Annotated in this window: 19 protein-coding genes; 7 read left to right on the forward strand and 12 right to left on the reverse strand. The window is 71.1% G+C overall.

Annotated features, from left to right (window positions below; genetic code table 11):
* Entirely contained in the window at positions 1–2,478 is a 2,478-nt protein-coding gene (locus tag HDA40_RS36915) for an ATP-dependent Clp protease ATP-binding subunit (RefSeq protein ID WP_253762508.1), read from the forward strand.
* Here the strand turns inward: HDA40_RS36915 and HDA40_RS36920 are convergent.
* From HDA40_RS36920 to HDA40_RS36940, 5 genes are all read right to left on the reverse strand, one after another.
* The gene (locus tag HDA40_RS36920; RefSeq protein ID WP_253762509.1) at positions 2,438–3,112 is read right to left on the reverse strand and encodes a rhomboid family intramembrane serine protease; all 675 of its coding nucleotides are present in this window, start codon (positions 3,110–3,112) and stop codon (positions 2,438–2,440) included. The two genes, HDA40_RS36915 and HDA40_RS36920, sit on opposite strands and share 41 nt — an antisense overlap.
* A gap of 8 nt (positions 3,113–3,120) precedes the next feature.
* Positions 3,121–3,540, reverse strand: a complete 420-nt coding sequence (locus HDA40_RS36925; protein WP_253762510.1) for a HEAT repeat domain-containing protein — start codon at positions 3,538–3,540, stop codon at positions 3,121–3,123.
* Positions 3,541–3,574: 34 nt separating this feature from the next.
* Positions 3,575–4,114, reverse strand: coding sequence for an LURP-one-related/scramblase family protein (locus HDA40_RS36930; RefSeq protein ID WP_253762511.1), 540 nt, complete (start codon positions 4,112–4,114; stop codon positions 3,575–3,577).
* Positions 4,115–4,140: 26 nt separating this feature from the next.
* A complete protein-coding gene (locus tag HDA40_RS36935; protein ID WP_253763939.1) occupies positions 4,141–5,325 on the reverse strand; it encodes an RNA polymerase sigma factor in 1,185 nt (394 codons plus the stop codon).
* Positions 5,326–5,413: 88 nt separating this feature from the next.
* The gene (locus HDA40_RS36940) at positions 5,414–5,749 is read right to left on the reverse strand and encodes a YciI family protein (RefSeq protein ID WP_253762512.1); all 336 of its coding nucleotides are present in this window, start codon (positions 5,747–5,749) and stop codon (positions 5,414–5,416) included.
* A 370-nt stretch (positions 5,750–6,119) separates the two neighbouring features.
* Between HDA40_RS36940 and HDA40_RS36945 the strand changes: the two genes are divergently transcribed.
* On the forward strand, positions 6,120–8,723 hold the full coding sequence (locus HDA40_RS36945) for a putative bifunctional diguanylate cyclase/phosphodiesterase (protein WP_253762513.1): 2,604 nt from the start codon (positions 6,120–6,122) through the stop codon (positions 8,721–8,723).
* Here the strand turns inward: HDA40_RS36945 and HDA40_RS36950 are convergent.
* On the reverse strand, positions 8,690–9,238 hold the full coding sequence (locus tag HDA40_RS36950) for a hypothetical protein (protein ID WP_253762514.1): 549 nt from the start codon (positions 9,236–9,238) through the stop codon (positions 8,690–8,692). The two genes, HDA40_RS36945 and HDA40_RS36950, sit on opposite strands and share 34 nt — an antisense overlap.
* A gap of 86 nt (positions 9,239–9,324) precedes the next feature.
* On the opposite strand from HDA40_RS36950, the gene HDA40_RS36955 reads away from it, so the two are divergent.
* On the forward strand, positions 9,325–10,341 hold the full coding sequence (locus tag HDA40_RS36955; protein WP_253762515.1) for a hypothetical protein: 1,017 nt from the start codon (positions 9,325–9,327) through the stop codon (positions 10,339–10,341).
* Positions 10,342–10,444: 103 nt separating this feature from the next.
* Here HDA40_RS36955 and HDA40_RS36960 read toward each other — a convergent pair whose 3' ends face one another.
* The gene (locus HDA40_RS36960) at positions 10,445–11,110 is read right to left on the reverse strand and encodes a TetR/AcrR family transcriptional regulator (RefSeq protein ID WP_253762516.1); all 666 of its coding nucleotides are present in this window, start codon (positions 11,108–11,110) and stop codon (positions 10,445–10,447) included.
* 51 nt (positions 11,111–11,161) lie between these two features.
* Between HDA40_RS36960 and HDA40_RS36965 the strand changes: the two genes are divergently transcribed.
* Positions 11,162–12,151, forward strand: coding sequence for a glycoside hydrolase family 113 protein (locus HDA40_RS36965; protein WP_253762517.1), 990 nt, complete (start codon positions 11,162–11,164; stop codon positions 12,149–12,151).
* Here HDA40_RS36965 and HDA40_RS36970 read toward each other — a convergent pair.
* Positions 12,137–12,499, reverse strand: a complete 363-nt coding sequence (locus HDA40_RS36970) for an MmcQ/YjbR family DNA-binding protein (protein WP_253762518.1) — start codon at positions 12,497–12,499, stop codon at positions 12,137–12,139. The genes HDA40_RS36965 and HDA40_RS36970 overlap by 15 nt on opposite strands.
* 56 nt (positions 12,500–12,555) lie before the next feature.
* Between HDA40_RS36970 and HDA40_RS36975 the strand changes: the two genes are divergently transcribed.
* Entirely contained in the window at positions 12,556–13,878 is a 1,323-nt protein-coding gene (locus HDA40_RS36975; RefSeq protein WP_253762519.1) for an FAD-dependent oxidoreductase, read from the forward strand.
* Here the strand turns inward: HDA40_RS36975 and HDA40_RS36980 are convergent.
* Positions 13,837–14,730 (reverse strand): LysR family transcriptional regulator, encoded by an 894-nt coding sequence (locus HDA40_RS36980; protein ID WP_253762520.1) that lies wholly within the window; start codon positions 14,728–14,730, stop codon positions 13,837–13,839. The genes HDA40_RS36975 and HDA40_RS36980 overlap by 42 nt on opposite strands.
* A gap of 70 nt (positions 14,731–14,800) precedes the next feature.
* Between HDA40_RS36980 and HDA40_RS36985 the strand changes: the two genes are divergently transcribed.
* Together HDA40_RS36985 and HDA40_RS36990 are read left to right on the forward strand one after the other, a co-directional pair.
* Complete coding sequence (locus HDA40_RS36985) at positions 14,801–15,703, forward strand: DMT family transporter (protein WP_253762521.1); 903 nt, start codon at positions 14,801–14,803, stop codon at positions 15,701–15,703.
* Between the two features lie 85 nt (positions 15,704–15,788).
* Complete coding sequence (locus HDA40_RS36990; RefSeq protein WP_253762522.1) at positions 15,789–16,496, forward strand: DUF998 domain-containing protein; 708 nt, start codon at positions 15,789–15,791, stop codon at positions 16,494–16,496.
* Positions 16,497–16,517: 21 nt separating this feature from the next.
* On the opposite strand, the gene HDA40_RS36995 is transcribed toward HDA40_RS36990, so the two are convergent.
* From HDA40_RS36995 to HDA40_RS37005, 3 genes are read right to left on the reverse strand one after another with little or no spacing between them, the layout of a single operon-like run.
* Entirely contained in the window at positions 16,518–18,044 is a 1,527-nt protein-coding gene (locus HDA40_RS36995; protein ID WP_253762523.1) for an alkaline phosphatase D family protein, read from the reverse strand.
* Positions 18,045–18,054: 10 nt separating this feature from the next.
* On the reverse strand, positions 18,055–19,698 hold the full coding sequence (locus HDA40_RS37000; protein ID WP_253762524.1) for an MFS transporter: 1,644 nt from the start codon (positions 19,696–19,698) through the stop codon (positions 18,055–18,057).
* On the reverse strand, positions 19,688–20,380 hold the full coding sequence (locus tag HDA40_RS37005; RefSeq protein ID WP_253762525.1) for an LppX_LprAFG lipoprotein: 693 nt from the start codon (positions 20,378–20,380) through the stop codon (positions 19,688–19,690). Before HDA40_RS37005 ends, HDA40_RS37000 begins: the two co-directional genes overlap by 11 nt.
* Positions 20,381–20,407: the final 27 nt, after the last annotated feature.

The raw sequence follows: 20,407 nt of genomic DNA on the forward strand, positions 1-20,407 counted from the left end.
ATGTCGATCGACGGGATGGCCGGGCTGCCCGGCCGGGGCTTCGACGATCTGATCAATCGGTTCTTCGGCGGCGATCCGTTCGCGGCCCGCCCCGTACAACGGGTGGATCTGTCGCGACTGCTGTCGGACCAGGCACGTGAGCTGGTCGAGCTGGCCGCCACCCAGGCCGGGCACTGGGGTTCGCATGAGATGGACGTGACGGACCTGTTGTGGGCGGCGACCCAGCAGGACCCGACGCGACGCCTGCTGAGCACGGCGGGCGCCGATCCCGACCAGCTCGCCGAGCAGATGGCGCAGGCACACGAGCACGGCCCGTCCGGCGGCCCGGCGTCGCAGCTGACGCCGGCGGCCAAACGGGCGCTGCTGGAGGCGCACACGCAGTCACGGCAGTCCGGCTCCTCCTACATCGGGCCGGAACACATCCTGCTGGGCATCGCCGCCAATGCGGACACCGTGGCCGGGCAGGCGCTGCGGACGCTGGTCAGCCCGGCCCCGCCCGGGCAGGCGCCCGGTGCGAAACCGCCGAGCGAGACCCCGACGTTGGACGAGTACGGGCAGGATCTGACCAGCCAGGCCGAGGCCGGCGAACTGGATCCCGTCGTCGGGCGCGAAGCGGAGATCCAGGACACCATCGAGATCCTCTCTCGGCGTACCAAGAACAATCCGGTCCTGATCGGCGATCCCGGCGTGGGCAAGACCGCGATCGTCGAGGGCATCGCACAGCGCATCGTCAACGGCGACGTGCCGGAGACGCTGTCCGGCAAGCGGGTCGTAGTCCTCGACCTCGCTGGCATGGTGGCGGGCAGCAAGTACCGGGGCGACTTCGAGGAACGCCTGAAGAAGGTCATCGACGAGGTACGCGCGGCCAGCGGTGACGTGATCCTGTTCCTCGACGAGCTGCACACCGTCGTGGGGGCGGGCGCCGGCGGCGAGGGCGCGATGGACGCCGGCAACATGCTCAAGCCGGCCCTGTCCCGAGGTGAACTGCGTGTCGTGGGCGCGACGACGCTGGAGGAGTACCGGAAGTACATCGAGAAGGACTCGGCGCTGGAACGGCGGTTCCAGCCGGTCCTGGTCCCGGAGCCGTCCGTCGACGACACGATCGCGATCCTCAAGGGGCTGCGCGACCGCTACGAGGCCCACCACCAGGTACGCATCCTGGACGCGGCGCTGACGGCGGCGGCCGATCTGTCCAACCGCTACATCACCAACCGGTTCCTGCCGGACAAGGCGATCGACCTCATCGACCAGGCCGGAGCCCGCGTACGCCTGAGGTCCCGGATGCCGAAGGCGGACACCCGCGACGCCGAGGAGCAGGTGGCGAAGCTGCAACGGGAGAAGGACGCCGCCGTCCGCAACGAGGAGTACGCCAAGGCGGACCAGCTGAAGGCGGCCATCGCCGACGCCGAGGATCACCTTGCCCGGCTGAAGGGGCAGACCGGGGAGGTGCCCGAGGTCGGCGTGCCGGATATCGCGGACGTCGTGGCTCGGCGTACCGGGATCCCGGTGGCCCAGCTGACCGAGGCCGAACGGGACCGGCTGCTCAACCTCGAGGAACATCTGCACCAGCGGGTCGTCGGCCAGGACGAGGCGGTGACGGCGGTCGCCGAGGCGGTACGCCGGGCCCGGGCCGGACTGGGCGATCCGAAGCGCCCCGACGGCTCCTTCCTATTCCTGGGACCGACCGGGGTCGGCAAGACCGAGCTGGCGCGTACGCTCGCCGAGGCGCTCTTCGGCGACGAGGACGGCATGGTCCGCTTCGACATGAGTGAGTTCCAGGAGAAGCACACCGTCAGCCGCCTCGTCGGGGCGCCGCCCGGATACGTCGGCTACGACGACGCCGGGCAGCTGACCGAGGCCGTCCGCCGCCGCCCGTACAGCGTGCTGCTGTTCGACGAGATCGAGAAGGCCCATCCGGACGTCTTCAACATCCTGTTGCAGCTGCTCGACGACGGGCGGCTGACCGACGGCCAGGGGCGTACCGTCGACTTCAGCAACACGGTCGTGGTGATGACCAGCAACATCGGCGCGGACCGCATCCTCGCCGCGCAGACGGCCGGCAAGGACGTGGCCATGTTGCGCGACGACCTGATGGAGCTACTGGGTCAGCGGTTCCGGCCGGAGTTCCTGAACCGGATCGACGATGTCATCATCTTCACCGGCTTGACCCAGGCCGACCTGCGCCAGATCACCGAGCTGCTGCTCCAAGGCACGAAACGGCGGCTGAAGGCGCAGAACATCACGCTGGAGGTCACGCCGGAAGCGGTCGACTGGCTGGCCGAGCGCGGTCACCAGCCCGAGTATGGTGCGCGTCCGCTGCGCCGCGCGCTCCAGCGTGAGCTGGACGGGCCGTTGTCGAAGATGGTCCTGGCGGGTCAGGTGAGCGGGGGCGACACCGCCACGGTCCGCGTCGTCGACGGCAAGCTCGACTTCCAGATCACGGCGTCGGAGCGAGCCGAGGAACCCGCCACAGCGTGACCGCTCCGGCGAGCACGCCGAACAGCAGAGATGCCCCGTGATGGTCCTGCCTCACCAGCAGGACCAGACCGGCCAGCGGCACCAGGACGGCCAGAATCCCGGTGCCGCGGCCGGTCCTCCTCAGGACCACAAAGGCCGCCACCAGCACGAGCATCCCGATCATCGTGACGACCCAGTCGCTGAGCAGCGTGCCAGTCAGAGCTACCGCGTACAGCGCCGTGAGGTAGCCGGTGTTGGGCGGCAACGTCATCCGGTTCAGCAGGGCCGCCGCGGCCAGCCCGCCCACCAGGCCGCAGACCGCCACGGAGTTCCCGCCGCCGGGCGGCTCCCACGCATACCCGAGCGCCTGGCCGAGCAGGCCCGCGCCGAAATAGAGCACCGCCCAGCGCCATCGGCCCAGGCCGGCCTCGACGAGGTAGCCGAAGCCGGCAAGAGTGAGCAGATTGAACACCAGCTGCGTCCAGCCGTCGGCCTGCACGAGCAACGCCGAGAACAGCCGCCACCAGCCGCCCGCCGAGAACCCGGCCGGATCGCGCCCCAGCGCCCGCATAACGTCGCCGTCGACCGCGGCCCACAAACTGACGGCGGCCGTGCCGGCGAAGACGACGACGGTCAACCAAGGGAGCTTCTTCACACCCAAGATCATGCCTGAGCCGAGATCAGCCTCGCGACCGCGCGCTCGGCGGCCGCGCGTACGCGGGGAACGGGGTCGTCGCGCAGCTCGGCCACGGCCGGACCGGCCTCCGCCACCAGATGCCTCGCCACGACCTTGGCCGCCATTTCGCGGACGCGCCAAGCCTCGTCGCCGAACGCGCCGACGACGGCGTTCGTGGCGCTGTCGTCCCAGGACCAGAGCAGCCCTCGCATGGCCCACACCCGGAACCAGTACGTGTCCTCGTGCTCCGCGCCGTCGAAATACTTGTCGGCGCCGCGCCCGGCGACCGACCGGAGCAGCCGCAGATCCGTCTCGCCGCGCAGCAGCGCCAGGCAGTCGGCGAGCACCGCCGCCTTGCCCCGGCGGCGGCACTCCCACTCGATCTGCTCACGCGGCGTCAGGTCCATGCCGCCGAATATGCCAGACGGGTCCGACAGGCGCTTATACGCTGGACGCGGCCGCCGCGGACGACCGGTTGCCCCGGGCCACCAGCCGCAACGCCTGCGCGATCGCGATCGCCTCCAGCGCCGACATCACCGGGGCGAGCACTTCGAAGGCGTACGAGTCGGGGCGGAAACTGAACGTGCCCGTGGTCGGCATGATCCGGCCGACGAGGCCGTGCTGGCCGTAGAACTCGAACTTCCGGTCCGACCAGACGCTGACCTGCCGCACCGTCAACTGGCCGCCGGCCGCCAGAATCAGCTCGGCCCCGTTGAACGGCCGCCAAGCGCCGGGAATCAACTGGACGACCCGGCGGCCGTCGAGCGTACGCACCGGAAACCGCCGCCGGAACACGCCCTCGGGGCGGCACTCGGCCACGACCGACCCGGCCGGGTCGGTGATCTCGAAACGCTGCGTCCAGGTGTGCCACACGATCCCGGCGATCGGCCGGCCGTCCGGCAGCAGGACTGGCGTACTGGTGTTGAGGAACTCCTTGTCGGGGAGGTAGAGCGTCCCGCTGAACGGGGCGAACAACGTCATGACCCGACGGTAACCCCGCCCGGCAACTAGTCGGGGAGGGCGGCGAGGCGGCCTTCGAGGAACGAGCGCTCGACGGCGTTCTCGGTCAGCATGAGCGCCTCGGTGAACGCCAGCCGCGCCTCGACGATCCGGCCGAGGCGTTCGAGGAACTCGGCGCGGGCCACCGCGAGGTAGGAGTACCGGGCGAGTTGGGGTTCGGTGCTCAGTTCGTCGAGCGCGTGCAGCCCGGCGAGGGCGCCGTGGGCGAAGCCGACGGCGACGGCGCGGTTGAGGGCGACGACGGGGGAGGTCCAGGTCGCCATCAGGAGGTCGTAGAGGCCGACGAGTTCCGCCCAATCGGTCGCCGCCCAGCTCGAGGCTTCACTGTGGACGGCTGCGATGGCGGCCATCAGGGCGTACTTGCTCGGTGGCCGCCTGCTCAGCGCCTCGCGTACCAGTTGAGTTCCTTCGGAGATGGCTTGGCGGTCCCAGAGCGAGCGGTCCTGGTCCCCGAGCAGGACCATGCGGCCTTGACCGTCGGTACGCGCGCCGCTTCGCGCGTCGGTGAGCAGGATGAGCGCGAGCAGCGCGGCGACGCCGGGCTCGCGCGGCAGGAGTTCGCGCAGCATGCGGGACAGGTCGAGGGAGCGTTGGACCAGATCGGTCCGGATCAGGTCGGTGCCGGACGGTGCGGTGTGGCCGGTCGTGTAGAGCAAGTGGACGACGGACAGCACGGCCTCGACGCGGGCCGGCAGATCGGCGGAAGACGGTACGCGGTAAGGGATTCGCGCGTTGGCGATCTTCTTCTTGGCCCGGGTGATGCGGGCGGCCATCGTCGGCTCGCTGACCAGGAAGGCCCGGGCGACCTCGGCGGTGGTGAGCCCGCAGAGCAGCCGGAGGGTGAGCGCGATCTGGGCCTCGACGGCGAGGCCGGGGTGGCAGCAGGTGAAGATCAGCCGCAGGCGGTCGTCGGGGATGTCCGGAGTATCCAATGTGCTCTCCGGCCCAGGCAGCGCCGGATCGTCGAGCAGCAGCGGGAGATGACGGCGTGCGGTCTGGTCGCGGCGCAACAGATCGAGGGCGCGATTACGGGCGGCGGTCGTCAGCCATGCGCCCGCCCGGTCCGGGATGCCGGTCGTCGGCCAGGCCGACAAGGCATTCGCGTACGCGTCCTGCACGCACTCCTCGGCGAGGTCGAGATCACGGGTGACGCGCACCGTCGCGGCGAGCACGAAGGCCCACTCGCGACGGTGCGCGTCGGCGACCGCGGCCGCGACCTCGGCCGGAGCCGGCATCCGGAGCGCGGTCACGGGGTACGGCCTACTCGAATTCCATGACCGGGCGGACCTCGACGCCGCCGTCGGGCATCGGGCAGTCCTTCGCGATGGCGATCGCCTCGTCGAGGTCGGCCGCCTGGATGAGGTAGTACCCGCCCAGCGCTTCCTTGATCTCGGCGAACGGCCCGTCGGTGATGGTGCCGTCGGCCCGGATGCTGGTGGCGGTCTTGGTGGACTGCAGCGCCTCGCCGCCGACGATCGCCGAGCCGTGCTTGGCCGAGAACGCGTTGTGGGCGGCCATCATGGCGTCGAGGTCGGCCGGCGAGGGATTCTCCCACGGCTGCTCGTCGCCGTGGATCAGGATGAGGTACTTGGCCATGGTCGTGGCCCTTCCGCTCAGTGACCTGGGAATCAGGTCGTTCGTCAACTCCGACGCACGAGAATCGCCGGAATCGACAGTACGCCCGGCGGGTCCGCGGGCTTTTTTCCGGCCAGATCATGGATAAGCCTGCGATCTTGGACCAAGATCGCAGGTATAACCGTGATCTGCTACCAACGGAGCGCCCGCGCGGGAGGCGGGCGCCGACGGAGCGCCCGCGCGGGAAGCGGGCGCCGACAGAACGCCGGCCGAGGAAAGGGGCGAAATGTCGTATTTGCGCCTTCAGCGAGAACCCTCGCTATCGTTGGGCGGACGTTGATATCGTTTCTCATCCGCCGCGCCGTGAGCCTTCCCGCAGGGGGGTGTGCCCATGCCCCATAAGTCTCCGACGCAGGCCTGGAGCTTTTTCCTGGCGGGCGGGCTCGTCGCCGCAGCGCTCTATGCGTTCGTCCCGAACCCGGTCGTCAGCGGGCTTGCGTTCAGCGCGGTCGGCATCGGAGCCGGCTACGCGATAGTCCTTGGCATCCGCCGCTACCGGCCGCTTCCGGCCTGGCCTTGGCGGCTGCTGTCGGCTGCCTGCTTCCTGTTCCTGGCCGGGGCGCTGCTGCGTACCATGCTGGACCAGAATTCCGGCCTGGGCGGGGTATTGCCCGACTGCTTCACCATCCCGGGCTACCTATGCATGTTCCTGGCGCTCGGCGGCTTCCTGCGGGCCCGGGTGGGAGACAAGCGGCACGCGGTCATCGACGGCCTGCTCATCGGCGTCGGCGTGACCGTCTTGTTCGTCATGTTCTTCGCCGTGCCGGCGGTCTCGATCGCCGGCCGTCAGGCGGCCGTCTCGGCGCTGGCCGGGGTCTATCCGCTGCTCGACGGCATCCTCGTGCTGCTCGTGATGAACCTGGCCTTCGCGACCCGGCGCGGTCCCGCGTTCACCATGCTGCTCGGGTGCATGGCGCTGCTGCTGACCGGCGACGTCGCGTACGCGATCATCGGCACCGAGGGGGAGCTGGTCGGCTCGCCGCTGCTGGACCTGCCGTTCCTGCTGGGTTTCACGCTCATCGGCGCCTCCGGGCTGCACGCGTCGATGGCTGACATCGGCCGGCAGGCGAGCCTGCCCATCCAGGCCTGGTCCGCCCGCCGGCTGATCTTGATCGCTCCGGCCCTCGCCGTCCCGTTCGTCCTCAGCGTCCTGATCGAGGAGCCGACGACGTTCGATCGCCTACTGCTGGCCGTCGGCGGGGCCGCCATCGTCGTCCTGTTGCTGGCGCGGGCGGTCTCAGCTGTGCGCGGGTACGCCGCCGCCCAGCACCGCTACGAGTACCAGGCGACCCACGACTCCCTGACCGGCCTGGCGAACCGCTCGCTCTGGTTCACCGGGGTCCGCCAGATGCTGGCCCAGCCGGTCGACGGCCAGGAGGTCTGGGTGTACTTCCTGGACCTGGACGGCTTCAAGTACGTCAACGACTCCCGCGGCCACATGGCCGGGGACCAGGTCATCGCCGAGGTGGCCGGGCGGTTGCGCGCCTGTGCCCCGGCGGCGGCCCAGATCGCCCGGGTCGGCGGCGACGAGTTCGTGGTGGCGTACCGGGCGAGCCGGGAGGACGCGCTGACGCTGGCCGAGGTGATCCTGCAGACGATGCGGCAGACCCTGCGGATGCCGGGTGCCGACGTCGTCGTGAGCGTCTCGATCGGCATCTCCAGCTCGACCAGGACCGCCGGTCACACGGCCGGCGAAGCCGGCTTCGTGAGCCGGGAAACGGCCGCCGAGGTCGCTCGCGAGATGGCTGAGCCGACCACCGAGAACGGCGAGCAGACGACCACGGCCGCCACGAACGGCGAGCCGGCCACCGCCACGAAGGCCGAGGCCGCCGCAAAGGCCGAGTCCGCCAACAAGGCTGAGGCCGCCAAGAAGGCTGAGGCCGCCAAGAAGGGCGAGCCCGCCCACCGGAAGGGGAAGGCCGGCCGAAACCCGGCTGAGCACGGTGAGGCCGTCCGCCGGTTCGGCGAGGACGGCGTACCGGAGATCGAGACCGCCGGGCCGATCGTCAGCGCCGAGGATCTGCTGCGCGACGCGGACACGGCGATGTACCAGGCGAAGGCGAACGGCCGGGACGGCTGGGTCATCTTCGACCCGGTGATGCGCGACCGCGTACGCGAGCGCATCGACATCGACCTGGCGCTGCGGGAGGCCATGGCGCTCGGCCAGCTGCATCTGGCCTTCCAGCCGGTGGCGCACATGCCGAGCGGCCGCATCGTCGGCGCCGAGGCGCTGCTGCGGTGGACGCATCCGGAGCGCGGTCTGGTCGGGCCGGCGACGTTCATCCCGGTCGCCGAGGAGTCCGGGCTGATCATCGACATCGGCCGCTGGGTCATGCACGAGTCGCTGTGGCAGCTGGCGCAGTGGCGGGCCGAGGGCGTGGTCGCCGAGCGGTTCTGGCTGTCGATCAACGTCTCGCCCCGGCAGCTGCGCGACGCCCGCTTGCCGGGGGAACTGGGCGCGGCGCTGCGGGAGTACGGCCTGCCGCCCTCGGCGGTCGTGATCGAGCTGACCGAGTCGGTCATGATCGAGCCGTCCAACGCGATCGATCAGACCATGCAAGCGCTTCGGGACCTGGGCGTCAGCCTGGTCGTCGACGACTTCGGCACCGGCTTCTCCGCCCTGGGCTATCTGCGGAACTATCCGGTCACCGGGGTGAAGATCGACAAGTCGTTCGTGGTCGGACTCGGGCACAACCCCGAGGACGAGGCGATCGTCCGGGCGGTCGCGGCGATGAGCGAGGCGTTGCAGCTCAGCGTGGTGGCCGAAGGCGTGCAGGACGAGGGGCAGCGGGAACTGCTGTCCCGGATCGGCGTCACCTACGGCCAGGGCTGGCTCTGGGGCCACGCGGTGAGCGCCGGTGACTTCGCGCGCCGCTGGTCGGTCGCGCCGCCGGTGCGGATTCAGGCCGGCGCGTCGAGGCTGAACGCCCAGTAGGTCTGCACGTCGATCTCCTCGGTCACCATCGCCGGCGTCAGGTCCTTGAGCGTGCGCGTGATCGCGCCGGCTAGCCCGAGGGAGATGTTGACGCCGCAGATGTCGAGCGCGGCGACCCCGCCCGAGGCGTGGATCGGTCGCCACATCTGAGTGATGACCGCCTCGAAGATGCCGCTGTGCCGGTACTCCGGATGGATCGCGAAGAAGCCGAGGTACCAGATCTGCTTCTTGGCGAACTGGTCGGGCCACCGTGCGGCGAAATACTCCGGGGACAGCCAGGTGAGCGCGTCCAGCGCGTTGGTGAACGTCGCCAGCGCCACCACCCGGTCGATGGCCGGATCGACCGCGTAGTGCTTTTCGATCCTTTTGTCCAACATGACCACGTCGAATTCATGCCGATACATGACATTTCGCTCGACCGTGGCCGCCCGGAGTTCGTCGAAGGCAGCCGAGTACGTCGCCCAAGCCTGGTCGAGCCGAGGCTGCTCCAGCTCCTCCGCCATTTCGTAACGCATCGTCACCTCCACTGGTCTGTGCTCCAACTTAACCGTTGCCGGTAATGCGCGGGGTACCGCTCCCAAAGCGGAGCAGACTGGTGAGTATGAACGCCGCCGTCTGGGCCGGTCTGTTCTGCCTGGTCGCCTCGTGCGGCCAGCTCTTGGTGCCGTCCCGGGTGTACGACCGGCCCACCGACCTCGTCCTCGGTCTGCCGATCGTCCCGGTGGTGGTCCTCGGTTTCTCGGCCACCCTGTTCACGACCGGGGTGATCCTGCTCGGTGAGGGGATCTGCCGCCGTTTGGGCGCGCCGTCGCTGTGGGCGCTCGCGGTCGCCGATCCGGCCCGCTTCGCCCGCGTCCTGCTCGCCGGAGCGGCGGCGGGCCTGGTCATGGAGCTGGTGGCGGAGTGGCTCGGCCGACTGTGGATCTATCCGTACTGGACTGCCTGGCTCTACGCGCTGATCGTGGTGCCCGGCTTCGCCTTCTACTGGCTGTCCATCGTGGAGAGTTATCTGGCGGTCAAGGCCATCCTCGACCGGATCGCGCGCCCGTCACGCTCCGTGGTCCCACGCCGGCCCGCGGGACTCTTCCTTCTCGGGGGCTCCGCGCTGCTCGCGGCGCTCCTGCTCTACCTCCACTGGTACGCGCAAGGCTACGTGCTGGCCGTCCAGCACCCGGTCGGCCACGCGCCCCCGTTCTGGTACGCCCTCATCGCGTTCCTGGGCGTGTGGGCGACCGCCGAGGCGCTGCTGTCCCGGTGGGGCCGGTCGTCGCTGCTCGGCTCGATCCGGCGCGGCTACTGGACGCCGCTGATCGCGATCGCCGGGGCGTCGGCGGTCTTCGGCGTGCTGATGGAGCTGCAGAACGCCGTGCACCGGCATTGGGCGTACCAGAACTGGCCGGGTGGTCGGGTGGCCGGAGTTCCGGCGGCCGTGCTGGCGGCCTGGCCGCTCCAGTACGCCACCTTCCTCGTGCTGCCCCTCCTGCTGGCCCCCGAACTGTCCGCTCTCTTCTTCGCCCACCCGGCGGCCCTTCCCATCCACCCGCGCCCTCGCCCCCTCCCTGTTGATCATGGAGTCAACCGTGGTCTCGACGGTGTGTCGGAGCCGGAAACTCCATGATCAGCGGGCTGAGAGATCAACGGGGTGAGTGATCAGCGACGCGAGTGATCAGCGGGGTGAGCGATCAGCGACGCGAGTGATCAGCGGCGCGAAGGGCGAGTGATCAGCGAGGCGGTGCGGCCGGCGCGCTGAGGCGGGCGGCGATGCCATCCAGGACCACGTCGAGCCCGCCCATGAAGGTGTCGGCCGGGCCCAGCTCGGCGAACGCCCGAGCGAGTGTCGGGTACGCCCCGCCGCCGACCGCCGTGGCGAGGTATCGCTGAACGTCGGGGGAGTCCGGCGCACCCGCCTCCTGGGCCAGCGCCCCGGTGACGTACCCGATGAACGCGGTGCACGCCGCCGCCGCGGACGCCGGGTCGGGGGCGCGGTCGTAGAGCGTCGACCAGACCCGCTCGACCAGTCGCAGGCCGTTGGGGCCGTACGGCGAGCGCGTGCCGAACAGCGTGATCACCCACGGATGGCCGGTGGAGATCGACCGCAGTTCCCGGGCCACCTTGCGCAGTGCGGGTCGCCACGCCGTCCGGGGACCGGGCAGCTCGACCAGTCCGTACGCCCAGTCAGCCAACAGGTCCAGCAGGTCGTCCTTGGTCGCCAGGTACGTGTAGAGCCGCATCGGCAGCACGTCCAGGTCGGCCGCCACCCGGCGCAGGGTGACCGAGTCGAGTCCGTCGCGATCGGCGAGCGCGACCGCGGTCGCCACGATCCGGTCGCGGTCGAGCGGAACGCTGCGGCGGCGCTCGGCGACCGGCCGCTCCCACACCAGAGCCATGCGATACAGTGTATCGCAGTGATACGCTGTATCAAATTGTTAGGGGTTGGGATGCGCATCCGAGGCATGAACTACGACGTCGGAGCCGAGATGATCGCCGGTCGGCTGTCCCGGCCGACGTTCGACGTGGCGACCGCCCGCGCCGAGCTGACCGCGATCGCGACCGACCTGCGCTGCGACGCCGTCCGCATCTCCGGCGAAGACCCGGACCGGCTGGCCGTCGCCGCCCGGATCGCCCATGAGCTGGGGCTGGCCGTCTATCTGTCGCCGGTGCGGGGCAACCTGCGCGAAGCTGAGGCGCTGGCGTACGTGGGGGAGACGGCGGCGCTGGCCGAACAGCTGCGCGCCAGCGGCGAGGTCGTGTTCGTGGCCGGGCTGGAGGCGACCCTGTTCCAGCACGGCTTCTTTCCCGGCGAGACCACCCTCGACCGGATCACCCTCGCGTCCCGCCCGGTGCGGCTGCTCCTGGGCATGCTGCGGACCGGTGATCCGCACAAGCGGCTCAACGCGTACCTGGCGAAGGCGGTCGCCGTGACCCGGGAGCGGTTCGGTGGGCTGGTCACGTATGCCGCCGGCTCGTGGGAGCGGGTCGACTGGACGCCGTTCGACATCGTCGGGATCAACCTCTACCGCAGCGCGAAGAACCGGACGAAGTACCGGCAGCTGCTGCGCGACTACGCCCGGCATGGCAAGCCGGTGGTGCTGACCGAGTTCGGCTGCTGCACCTACCGGGGTGCGGCGGACCGGGGCGGGATGGGCTGGGCGGCGATCGACCGGTCGGCGACGCCGGCCCGGCTCGCCGCCGGGACCGTCCGGGACGAGACGGAGCAGGCAACGGAGCTGGCCGAGCTGCTGGCGATCTACCGCGACGAGCCGATCGACGGGGCCTTCGTCTTCACCTGGGCCAGCTACCTCTACCCGTGGGACGACCGGCCCGAGCACAACCTGGACACGGCCGGCTACGGCATGGTCGCCGTCCATCCCGACGGGACGTGGCGGCCCAAGGAGGCGTACGCCGTGCTCGCGTCAGCGCCCGTCTAGCTTCGCCACCAGGGACTTAGGTGCGATCACGCGGTACGCGTCCTCGGCGATCTCGGCCAGCTCGTCCCAGGCGATCTCACCGTCGAGGCGTACGCCGACCCAGCCCCGATGGCCGACGTAGGGCGGCCGGAAGTAGCGGTCCGGGTTGATCGCGATCAGCTCCTGCTGCGCGCCCAGCGGCGCGGCCGCCCACAGGTGCGGGAAGTCGTCGTCGTGGTGCCCGTCCGCCCACAGCGTGGCGATCGACTTCTTGTCCCGGACGAACCAGGTCGGGGCGCCGTGGCTGGGCCGCTCCGTCACCTCCGGAAACGCCAGGAAGATGGCGCGTACGCGGTCGACGAGGTCCATCCGCCCAGCATAGTCGCAGTCCATCTCGGACGGTCGATCCCTGATACGGTGGGGCCGTGTCGTTCGCGGAGGAGCACGCCGTCGTCATCGGAGCGGGGGTGGCGGGGCTCGCCGCCGCCCAGGCGCTCGCCGGCCGGTTCGGCCGGGTCACGCTGATCGAGCGGGACACCCTGCCCGGCGAGCCGCAGACCCGTCGCGGCGTACCGCAGGGCAGTCACGGGCACGTGCTTCTCGCCGCCGGTCAGGCGGCGCTGACCGAGCTGTTCCCGGGGTTCGCCGACGCCCTCGTGGCGGCCGGGGCGGTGCCCTTCGATCCCGGGCTCGACCTGCGGATGCACCGGTTCGGCGAACTATGGCCACGAGTCGAGAGCGGGCTGCGGCTGGTCTCGTTCAGCCGTCCGCTGCTGGAGCAGACCCTCCGGGATCGCCTGCTGCCCAACGTCGAGGTCCGCGACGGCGTGGCGGTGTCCGGGCTGACCGGCTCGGGCCGGGTCGACGGCGTACGCCTGGCCACCGGCGAGCTGCTTCCGGCGTCGCTGGTGGCCGACTGCTCCGGCCGGGGTTCCCGGTCCGACCGGTGGCTCGGCGACCTGGGTTTCCCGAGCCCGGAGCCGGCCGAGGTGAAGGTCGGCGTCGGGTACGCCACCCGTGTCTACCCCCGCAAGCCGGACGACGTCACCGATGGCGAGGCCGTCTTCGCGTTCCCGATGCCGCCGCACGCCAACCTCACCGGGCTGCTGCTGCCGATCGAGGGTGACCGGTGGCTCGTCATGGCCGGGGCCTGGCACGGTGCGTACCCCCGGGACGAGGAAGGGTTCGCCCGGCACCTGGCGGCGATGCCCCATCCGGCCTTCGCCGACCTGGCGAGCCGGGCCGAGCCGCTGTCAGAGGTGTTCGTGCACGCCTTCCCGGCCAGCCGGCGCCGGTACTTCGAGAAGCTGGACCGGCACCCGGCCGGCTACGTCACGCTCGGCGAGGCGTTGTGCAGCTTCAATCCGATCTACGGCCAGGGCATGACCTGCGCCGCGCTGGAAGCCGTCGAGCTGGGCTCGCTGCTGGACAAACACGGTGCCGTCTCCGCTCGCCTGGCCACGGAGTACTACCGGCGGGCGGCCGGGATCCTCGCGGTGCCGTGGCGGTTCGCCGCCGGGGGCGACTTCGCTTTCCCCGAGACGACCGGCCCGAAGCCGCCGCTCATCGACCTGCTGAACCGGTACTCCAAGCGGATGCTGCTCGCCGCCATGCGTGACGCCGAGGTCCGGGTCACCTTCAACCGCGTACAACATCTGGTGCTGCCGCCGAGCGTGCTGTTCAAGCCGCGCATGGTCTGGAAGGTGCTACGCGCCACGCGCCGTGTCGCGCAGCGCCCCCAGCAGTAGCTCGAGCGCGGGCTGGCCGAGCGACGAGCGGCGGACCGCGGCGTAGACCGCGCGGACCGGCTGCGGCGTCCGCAGCCGCAGCACCGCCACCCCCGGATCGCGCCGCCGCAGCCCCATCTCCGGGATGAGCGCGATGCCGAGCCCGGCCGCGACGAACCCCTGCGCGGTGGCGTAGTCCTCGCTCGGCACGGCGAACTCCGGGACGAACCCGGCCGCCGCGCAGCCGGTCAGCATCGCGTCGAGACACGGCCCCGGCGGCTCACTGCCCACGAACCGCTCGCCCGCCACCGTCGCCAGCTCCGCGACTCGCCGCGCGGCCAGCCGGTGGTCCTTCGGCACGACCAAGTGGTACGCGTCGTCGAGCAGATGCACCAGGTGTACGCCGTCCGGCACGTCGCCGGGCCGCCCGACGACGACCGCCAGGTCGGCCTGCCCCTGAGCCACCTCGGGCAGCGGATCGCCGGGGTCGGACAGGCGCAGCTCCAGCCCGATGCCGGGCCGATCGCGGTGCAGCCGGGCGACGGCCGGCGCCACCAGACCCGCCCCGGCGGTCGCGAAATAGCGTACGGACAGCCGCCCGCCACGTCCGGCGCGCAGCTCGGCCAGCTCCGTCTCGGCCGCCGCGACCTGCTGATCGATCGCGGTCGCCCGCTCGGTGAGCAGCCGGCCGGCCGCCGTCGGGCGTACGCCTCGGCCGATCCGTTCCAGCAGCGCGGTCCCGGCCTGCCGCTCCAGCGCGGCGACCTGCTGACTCACCGCCGACGGGGTGTAGCCGAGCCGGGTCGCGGCGGCGGTCACCGAACCGCTGTCGACCACCTCGCGGAGGATCTGCATGCGGCGTACGTCGAGCATGTAGCTCAGCTTAACAGTGGGCGGGAAAGATTTACTTGTTCTTCCGGGTCGGCCGCGCGACCGTGAAGTCATGGTCGCCACCGCCCGCATCCTGATCCTCGCCGTGCTCTGGGGATCAGGCTTCCTCTGGATCAAGCTCGCCCTCCGCGGCGGGCTGACCCCGGCGCAGCTCACCTTCGGCCGGGCGGCGGCGGGCGCGGCCTTCCTGCTCGTCCTGGCGCTGCTCGCCCGGCAGCGGCTGCCCCGCGACGTGGTGACGTGGCGACGGCTGGGACTGGCCGCGCTGCTGTGCAACGCGCTGCCCTTCTTCCTGTTCGGTCTCGGTGAGCGCACCGTCTCGTCGGGCACCGCCGGCGTCCTGAACGCGACGACACCCCTGTGGTCGGTGCTGCTCGGCAGCGAACGCGGCCTGCGGCCGGTGCGGCTGACCGGGCTGCTGCTCGGCTTCGGCGGCGTACTGGTGATCTTCGAGCCGTGGCGGGACGGGGGACTGCGTACCTGGGGCGCGGTCGCGTTGCTCGGGGCGGCGGCCAGCTATGCCGTCGCGTTCGCGTACATGGAGCGGCGGCTGACCGGCCGGGCCGCGCCGCTCGCGTTGTCGGCCGCCCAACTCGGCACGGCAGCGGTGTGGACGGTTCCGGCACTGCCCTTCGGCGACCCCGGTACGCCCACCCTCGCGGGCCTGGCCGCCGTCGTCGTCCTCGGGGTCTTCGCCACCGGACTGACCTTCCACCTGAGCTTCCGGCTCATCGCCGACGAAGGCGCCACCAGCGCCGCCACCGTGGGCTACCTGTTGCCGGTCGTCTCGGTGACGCTCGGGGCGGTGTTCCTCGGCGAGTCGCTGACTCCCCGGGTCCTGCTGGGGATGGCGGTCGTCCTCGGCGGCGTCGCCCTGACCCGGCTCACACCGCGGCCCGCTCCGGCCGCCCCTTCGCCGGTGGCGTCGTCGGCCACGACGGCGGCGACCGAGTGAGCGTCCGCGGGTCCGGGACTTCCCGTCTTCGTCTCCCCGTTGCGCCGGGCCACTGCCGACGGCGACACGCGCCTATCCTGTGCGCGTGGACAGTCGGGTGGTTCGATGGAGCGCCTGGGCGGGCCTGCTGGCGCAACCGGTCTTCGTGGCGAGCTGGCTGCTCGCGGCGCTGTGGCAGGGGCCGCGGTACGACGCGCTCGCGCACACGATCAGTGACATGTACGCCGTCGGCGCCCCGCACGGCGTGCTCCTGGTGATCGTGTTGACGGCGTGCGGGCTGGCGACCGTCCTGTTCGGGCTGCTCGCGCTGCGTCCCGCGCTGGCCGCCGCCGGGAGTTGGGGCACGGTCGCCTCGATCCTGGTGACGCTGTCCATCTACGGGCTCGGCGACCTGCTGTCGCCGTTCGAGCGGGAGGCCTGCCGGCTGGCCGATCCGGGCTGCACCGGTGCGGATCAGGTGGCCAATCTGGGCGGCGCGCTCGACTCGATCCTCAGCAGCGCCGGGATCTTCATCTTCGTCGCGGCGCTGTTCGTCACCGCCTCGGCGATGCGGCGTACGCCGGGCTGGGAGCGCCTCGTCCGGCCGACCTGGCTGACCGGCGTCGGCTTCATCGTCCTGCTGCTCGGGCTGGTCGTCGCGAGCGAAACCGCCATCGGCGGACTGCTGGAACGTCTCTTGGCCGCCACCGGCGCGGCGTGGCTGGCAGTGGTCGCCTGGCACGTCGTGCGTGGCACCGCCGGTGCGGAGGAAAGCGCCGCCCGCGACGGGGATTCCATCGCGGGCGACGCCTGAACAGCACCGGATCTGACTGAATCAGGCTGGGGCGTCCAGAGTGGTCGACCACAGCGAGGTTCCGGAGCCGTCCCGCAGGCAGACCGTCAGCGCGCCGGAGCGGCCGTCGATGTCGACCTCGCCGAAGTGCTGGTACGCCGGGTCCAGCGGCGAGGTGTTGGCGGCCGGCGGGGCGTGCACGAAGACCGCCTCCTGGCCGAACGTGCCGTCGAGCTTGTTCGGGCCGAACGCGCCCGCGTTGGCTGGGCCTGAAACGAACTCCCAGAACGGCGCGAAGTCGCCGACCGCTGCGCGCGCCGGGTCGTAGTGGTGCGCGGCGGTGTAGTGCACGTCGGCGGTCAGGAAGACGATGCCCGTCACCCCTCGCCGGTACGCCGTCCGCAGCACCTCGGCGAACTCCAGCTCCCGGCCCCTGGGCGTGCCGTTGTCGCCCTGGGCCACGCCCTCCAGGTTCGCCCCGTCCGGGACGACCAGGCCGAGCGGCAGGTCGTTGGCGATGATCTTCCAGGTCGCCGTCGACCGGGTCAGCCCGTCGATCAGCCACTTCTGCTGAGTTTCGCCGAGCAGGCCGCGCGCCGGGTCGGCGTACACGTTGGCGTCGTTCGGATCCTTGTAGGTGCGCATGTCGAGGACGAACACGTCGGCGTGCGGACCGTAGGAGAAGCTGCGGTAGACCTCGCCGGACGCGATCGGCACCCACTCGAAGAACGCCTGGCGGGCGCGCGCGGCGAGCACGTCGACGTTCTTCTCGGCGTACCGGGCGTCGTCGAGGATCTGGCCAGGGAACCAGTTGTTCCGGACCTCGTGGTCGTCCCACTGGTTGATCTGCGGCACCCGGGCGGCGAACCGCTTCAGATTGTCGTCGAGCAGGTTGTACGCGAACTGACCCCGGTACTCCGTCAGCGTCTCGGCGACCTTGCTCTTCTCCGCCGTGACGACGTTGCGCCAGATGCGTCCGTCGGGGAGCGTCACGCGCTCGGTGAGCGGGCCGTCGGAGTACACGGTGTCGCCGCTGCACAGGAAGAAATCGGGGTTCAGCCGGTCCATGGCGTCGAAGATCCGCATGCCGCCCAGGTCGGGATTGATGCCCCAGCCTTGGCCGGCGATGTCGCCCGTCCAGACGAAGCGGACGCCCGAATGACGGCCGACCGGCGCCGTGCTCAGCTCTCCCGCCACCGCCTCGCCGCACCTGCCGTGGGCGTCCAGCGACTCTGCGCGTACCCGATAGAAGACGCGACGGCCCGGCGGCAGATCGCGGAGGGCGACCCGGCCGGTGAAGTCGGTCTCGGGGGTGACCACCGGGCCGCGGACCAGGCGGGCCCCGCGGAAGTCCGGCCGGAGCGAGACCTCGACGAGCAGCCGGCTGGGCCGGTCGGCGCGGCTCCAGACGAGGGCGGACGTGGCGCGCGGCTCGCCGCTCTGGACGCCGTGGGTGAGCAGGGGACGGCCGCTGGCGGCGAACGCGGGGGCGCCCTGGAACAGCGCGCCCCCGGTGACGATGCCGCCGGTCGCGGCGAGCCCGCCGCGGAGAAGTGTTCTGCGATCCATGCCGCCTGGTCTAACGGTCCGCGGTGACCTCCAGGCGACGCCGGTCTGAACTGTCGCCGCCGAGCAGCAGGCCGCCGATCGCGCCGACCACGCAGATCACCGCGGTCGCGAGGAAGATCTCGCGGTACTCGGTCTGCAAGGCCGCCCGCAGGGCCTGCTCGTACGCGGTCATCTGCCGTTGGAAGTCCTCTTCGGACACTCCGAACGGCAGCGGGGTGTTCAAGGTGGCGGTGAGTTCCCGGAACCGGTGGAATCCCCACGCGGACAGGGCGGCGACGCCGAAGAGCATGCCGATCATCCGCGAGACCACGAGCGCGGCCGAGGCGACACCTCGTTGCGCGGCCGGCACGACCCGGAGGACGACCGCCGACAACGGTGCGATGACCAGGCCGAGACTCAGCCCGGCGAGCACGAGATCGGTGTCCACCCTGGGCAGCCCCAGCGGGTGGTGGGCGGCGAGCGCGTCGGCCGGCCACCCCGCGATCAGCAGGTACGCCCCCGCGCTGAGCAGCAGCCCGAGGACGGTCAGCACCCGTTCGCCGGCGAACCGCAGCAGCAGACCGCCGAGGACCGCGCCGACCGGCAGCGCGACGAGGAATCGGGTGAGCAGGAGGGTGCCGTCCCACGCCGACTTGCCGAAGACGGTCTGCGCGACCAGTTGCACGTCGACCAGGGTCACCAGCAGCGCCGCCCCAGCGCAGAGGCTGGCCAGCAGCGATCCGAAGAACGGCGTACGCCGCACGCCCGTGAGGTCGATGAGCATCACCTTCGCCCGGGACTCCCAGACGGCGAACCCGATCAACGCCAGCACACCCGCGCCGAGAGTGGGCAGACCCCAGGACGGGAGCACCTGGTGCTCCGGTTCGGGGTTGTAGAGGCCCGCCACGAGCAGGCCCAAGGCGATCGCGAGCAGGACGCCGCCCACGACGTCGACCTTCGGCCGTCCCGTTGCCTTGTCTCCGGCGGTCGCGTCGTCTGGGGCGGGCAGGGCGGTGTCGCGGGCGGGCAGGGCGTCGTCATGATTGGGCAGGGCGCTGTCGCGAGCAGGCAGGGCGCTGTCCCGAGCAGGCAGGGCGCTGTCCCGAGCAGGCAGGGCGAACCAGACCGCCAGCGCGCACAACGCCGCCAGCGGCAGGTTGAGCCAGAAGATGCCACGCCAGCCCAGCCAACCACCGACGGCCGCACCGAACAGCGGTCCGAGGACCGCACCAAGTTCCTGTGCGGCTCCGACCCAGCCGAGCGCGGCGGCGCGGCGGCGGTCGCCGAAGACGTCCGCCGCCAGCGCCATCGTCACCGGCAGCAGGGCGCCGCCGGCCAGGCCCTGCAGGCCCCGGCCGGCGACGAGTTGGACGATCCCGGTCGCCGAGGCGGTCGCGACCGACCCGAGGGCGAACGCCACCAGGCAGGCCAGGATGACCACACGGCGGCCGTACCGGTCGGACAGCCGGCCGAGCAGCGGCATCCCGGCCACATAGCCGAGCAGGTATCCGGTGATGACCGGGGTCGCCCGCTCGAGGTGGTTGATCGGGATGTCGAGATCGGTGACGACCGAGGTCAGCAGCGAGACCAGCACGTACGCGTCGAGCGCGCCGAGCAGGACGGCCAGGCCGCCGGCTCCCAGCGTCAGCCGGGGGCGTACGAGCTTAGGGGGCACTGATGGTCACGGGAGCGTCGTAGTTGGAGAACGTGACGTTGATCGTGCCGCCCGGCTTGCCGCCCGAGGCCGGCACCGTGAACTGGCCCTTGGTGACCTGCTTGGTGGCCGAGTCGATCCAGACGGCGGCCGTGATGCCGGTGACCTTGGTCGGGACGACGGCCTGCAACGCGGTCGCGTCGGGCTCGAAGGTCACCTTGTACGCGTTGCCTTCCTGGGCCGTGGTCTGCGGGTTCTTCGCGACCTTCAGCAGGTTGGCCACGCCCCGGGTCGGGTCGAGGATCGCCGACGGGTCGTAGACGGTGGCGGCGAACGACAGCGGCACCTTGGTGAAGCCGCCCGTCGGGCCCTTGAGGTACGCGTCCTGGCCGACGATGACGAACTCGGTCTCGACCTTCAGCCCGCTCTGGGTGAGGGTGGCCGTGCCCTTGGCGTTGCCCTCGCGGGTCAGGTCGCCCTCGGCCTTGCTGATCGACAGGTTCTCGATGTCGCCGTCGACGCTGAGGGTGAAGTGGGCCGTCTTCACGGTCGCCATCGCCACCGCCGCCTCGGTGAGCAGGGTCGCGCCGTTGGGCAGCGTGCTCGCCGACTGGGTGGGCGTCGGGTCGTCCTTCTTCGAGCATCCACTGACGACGATCGCGAGCAAAGACAGCGCGGCTACCGCGCGGAGTGTCCGTGACATGGGGAGCATGCTAGTGAATGCGGGCAA

Source organism: Hamadaea flava (assembly GCF_024172085.1).
GTDB classification, from domain to species: Bacteria; Actinomycetota; Actinomycetes; order Mycobacteriales; family Micromonosporaceae; genus Hamadaea; species Hamadaea flava.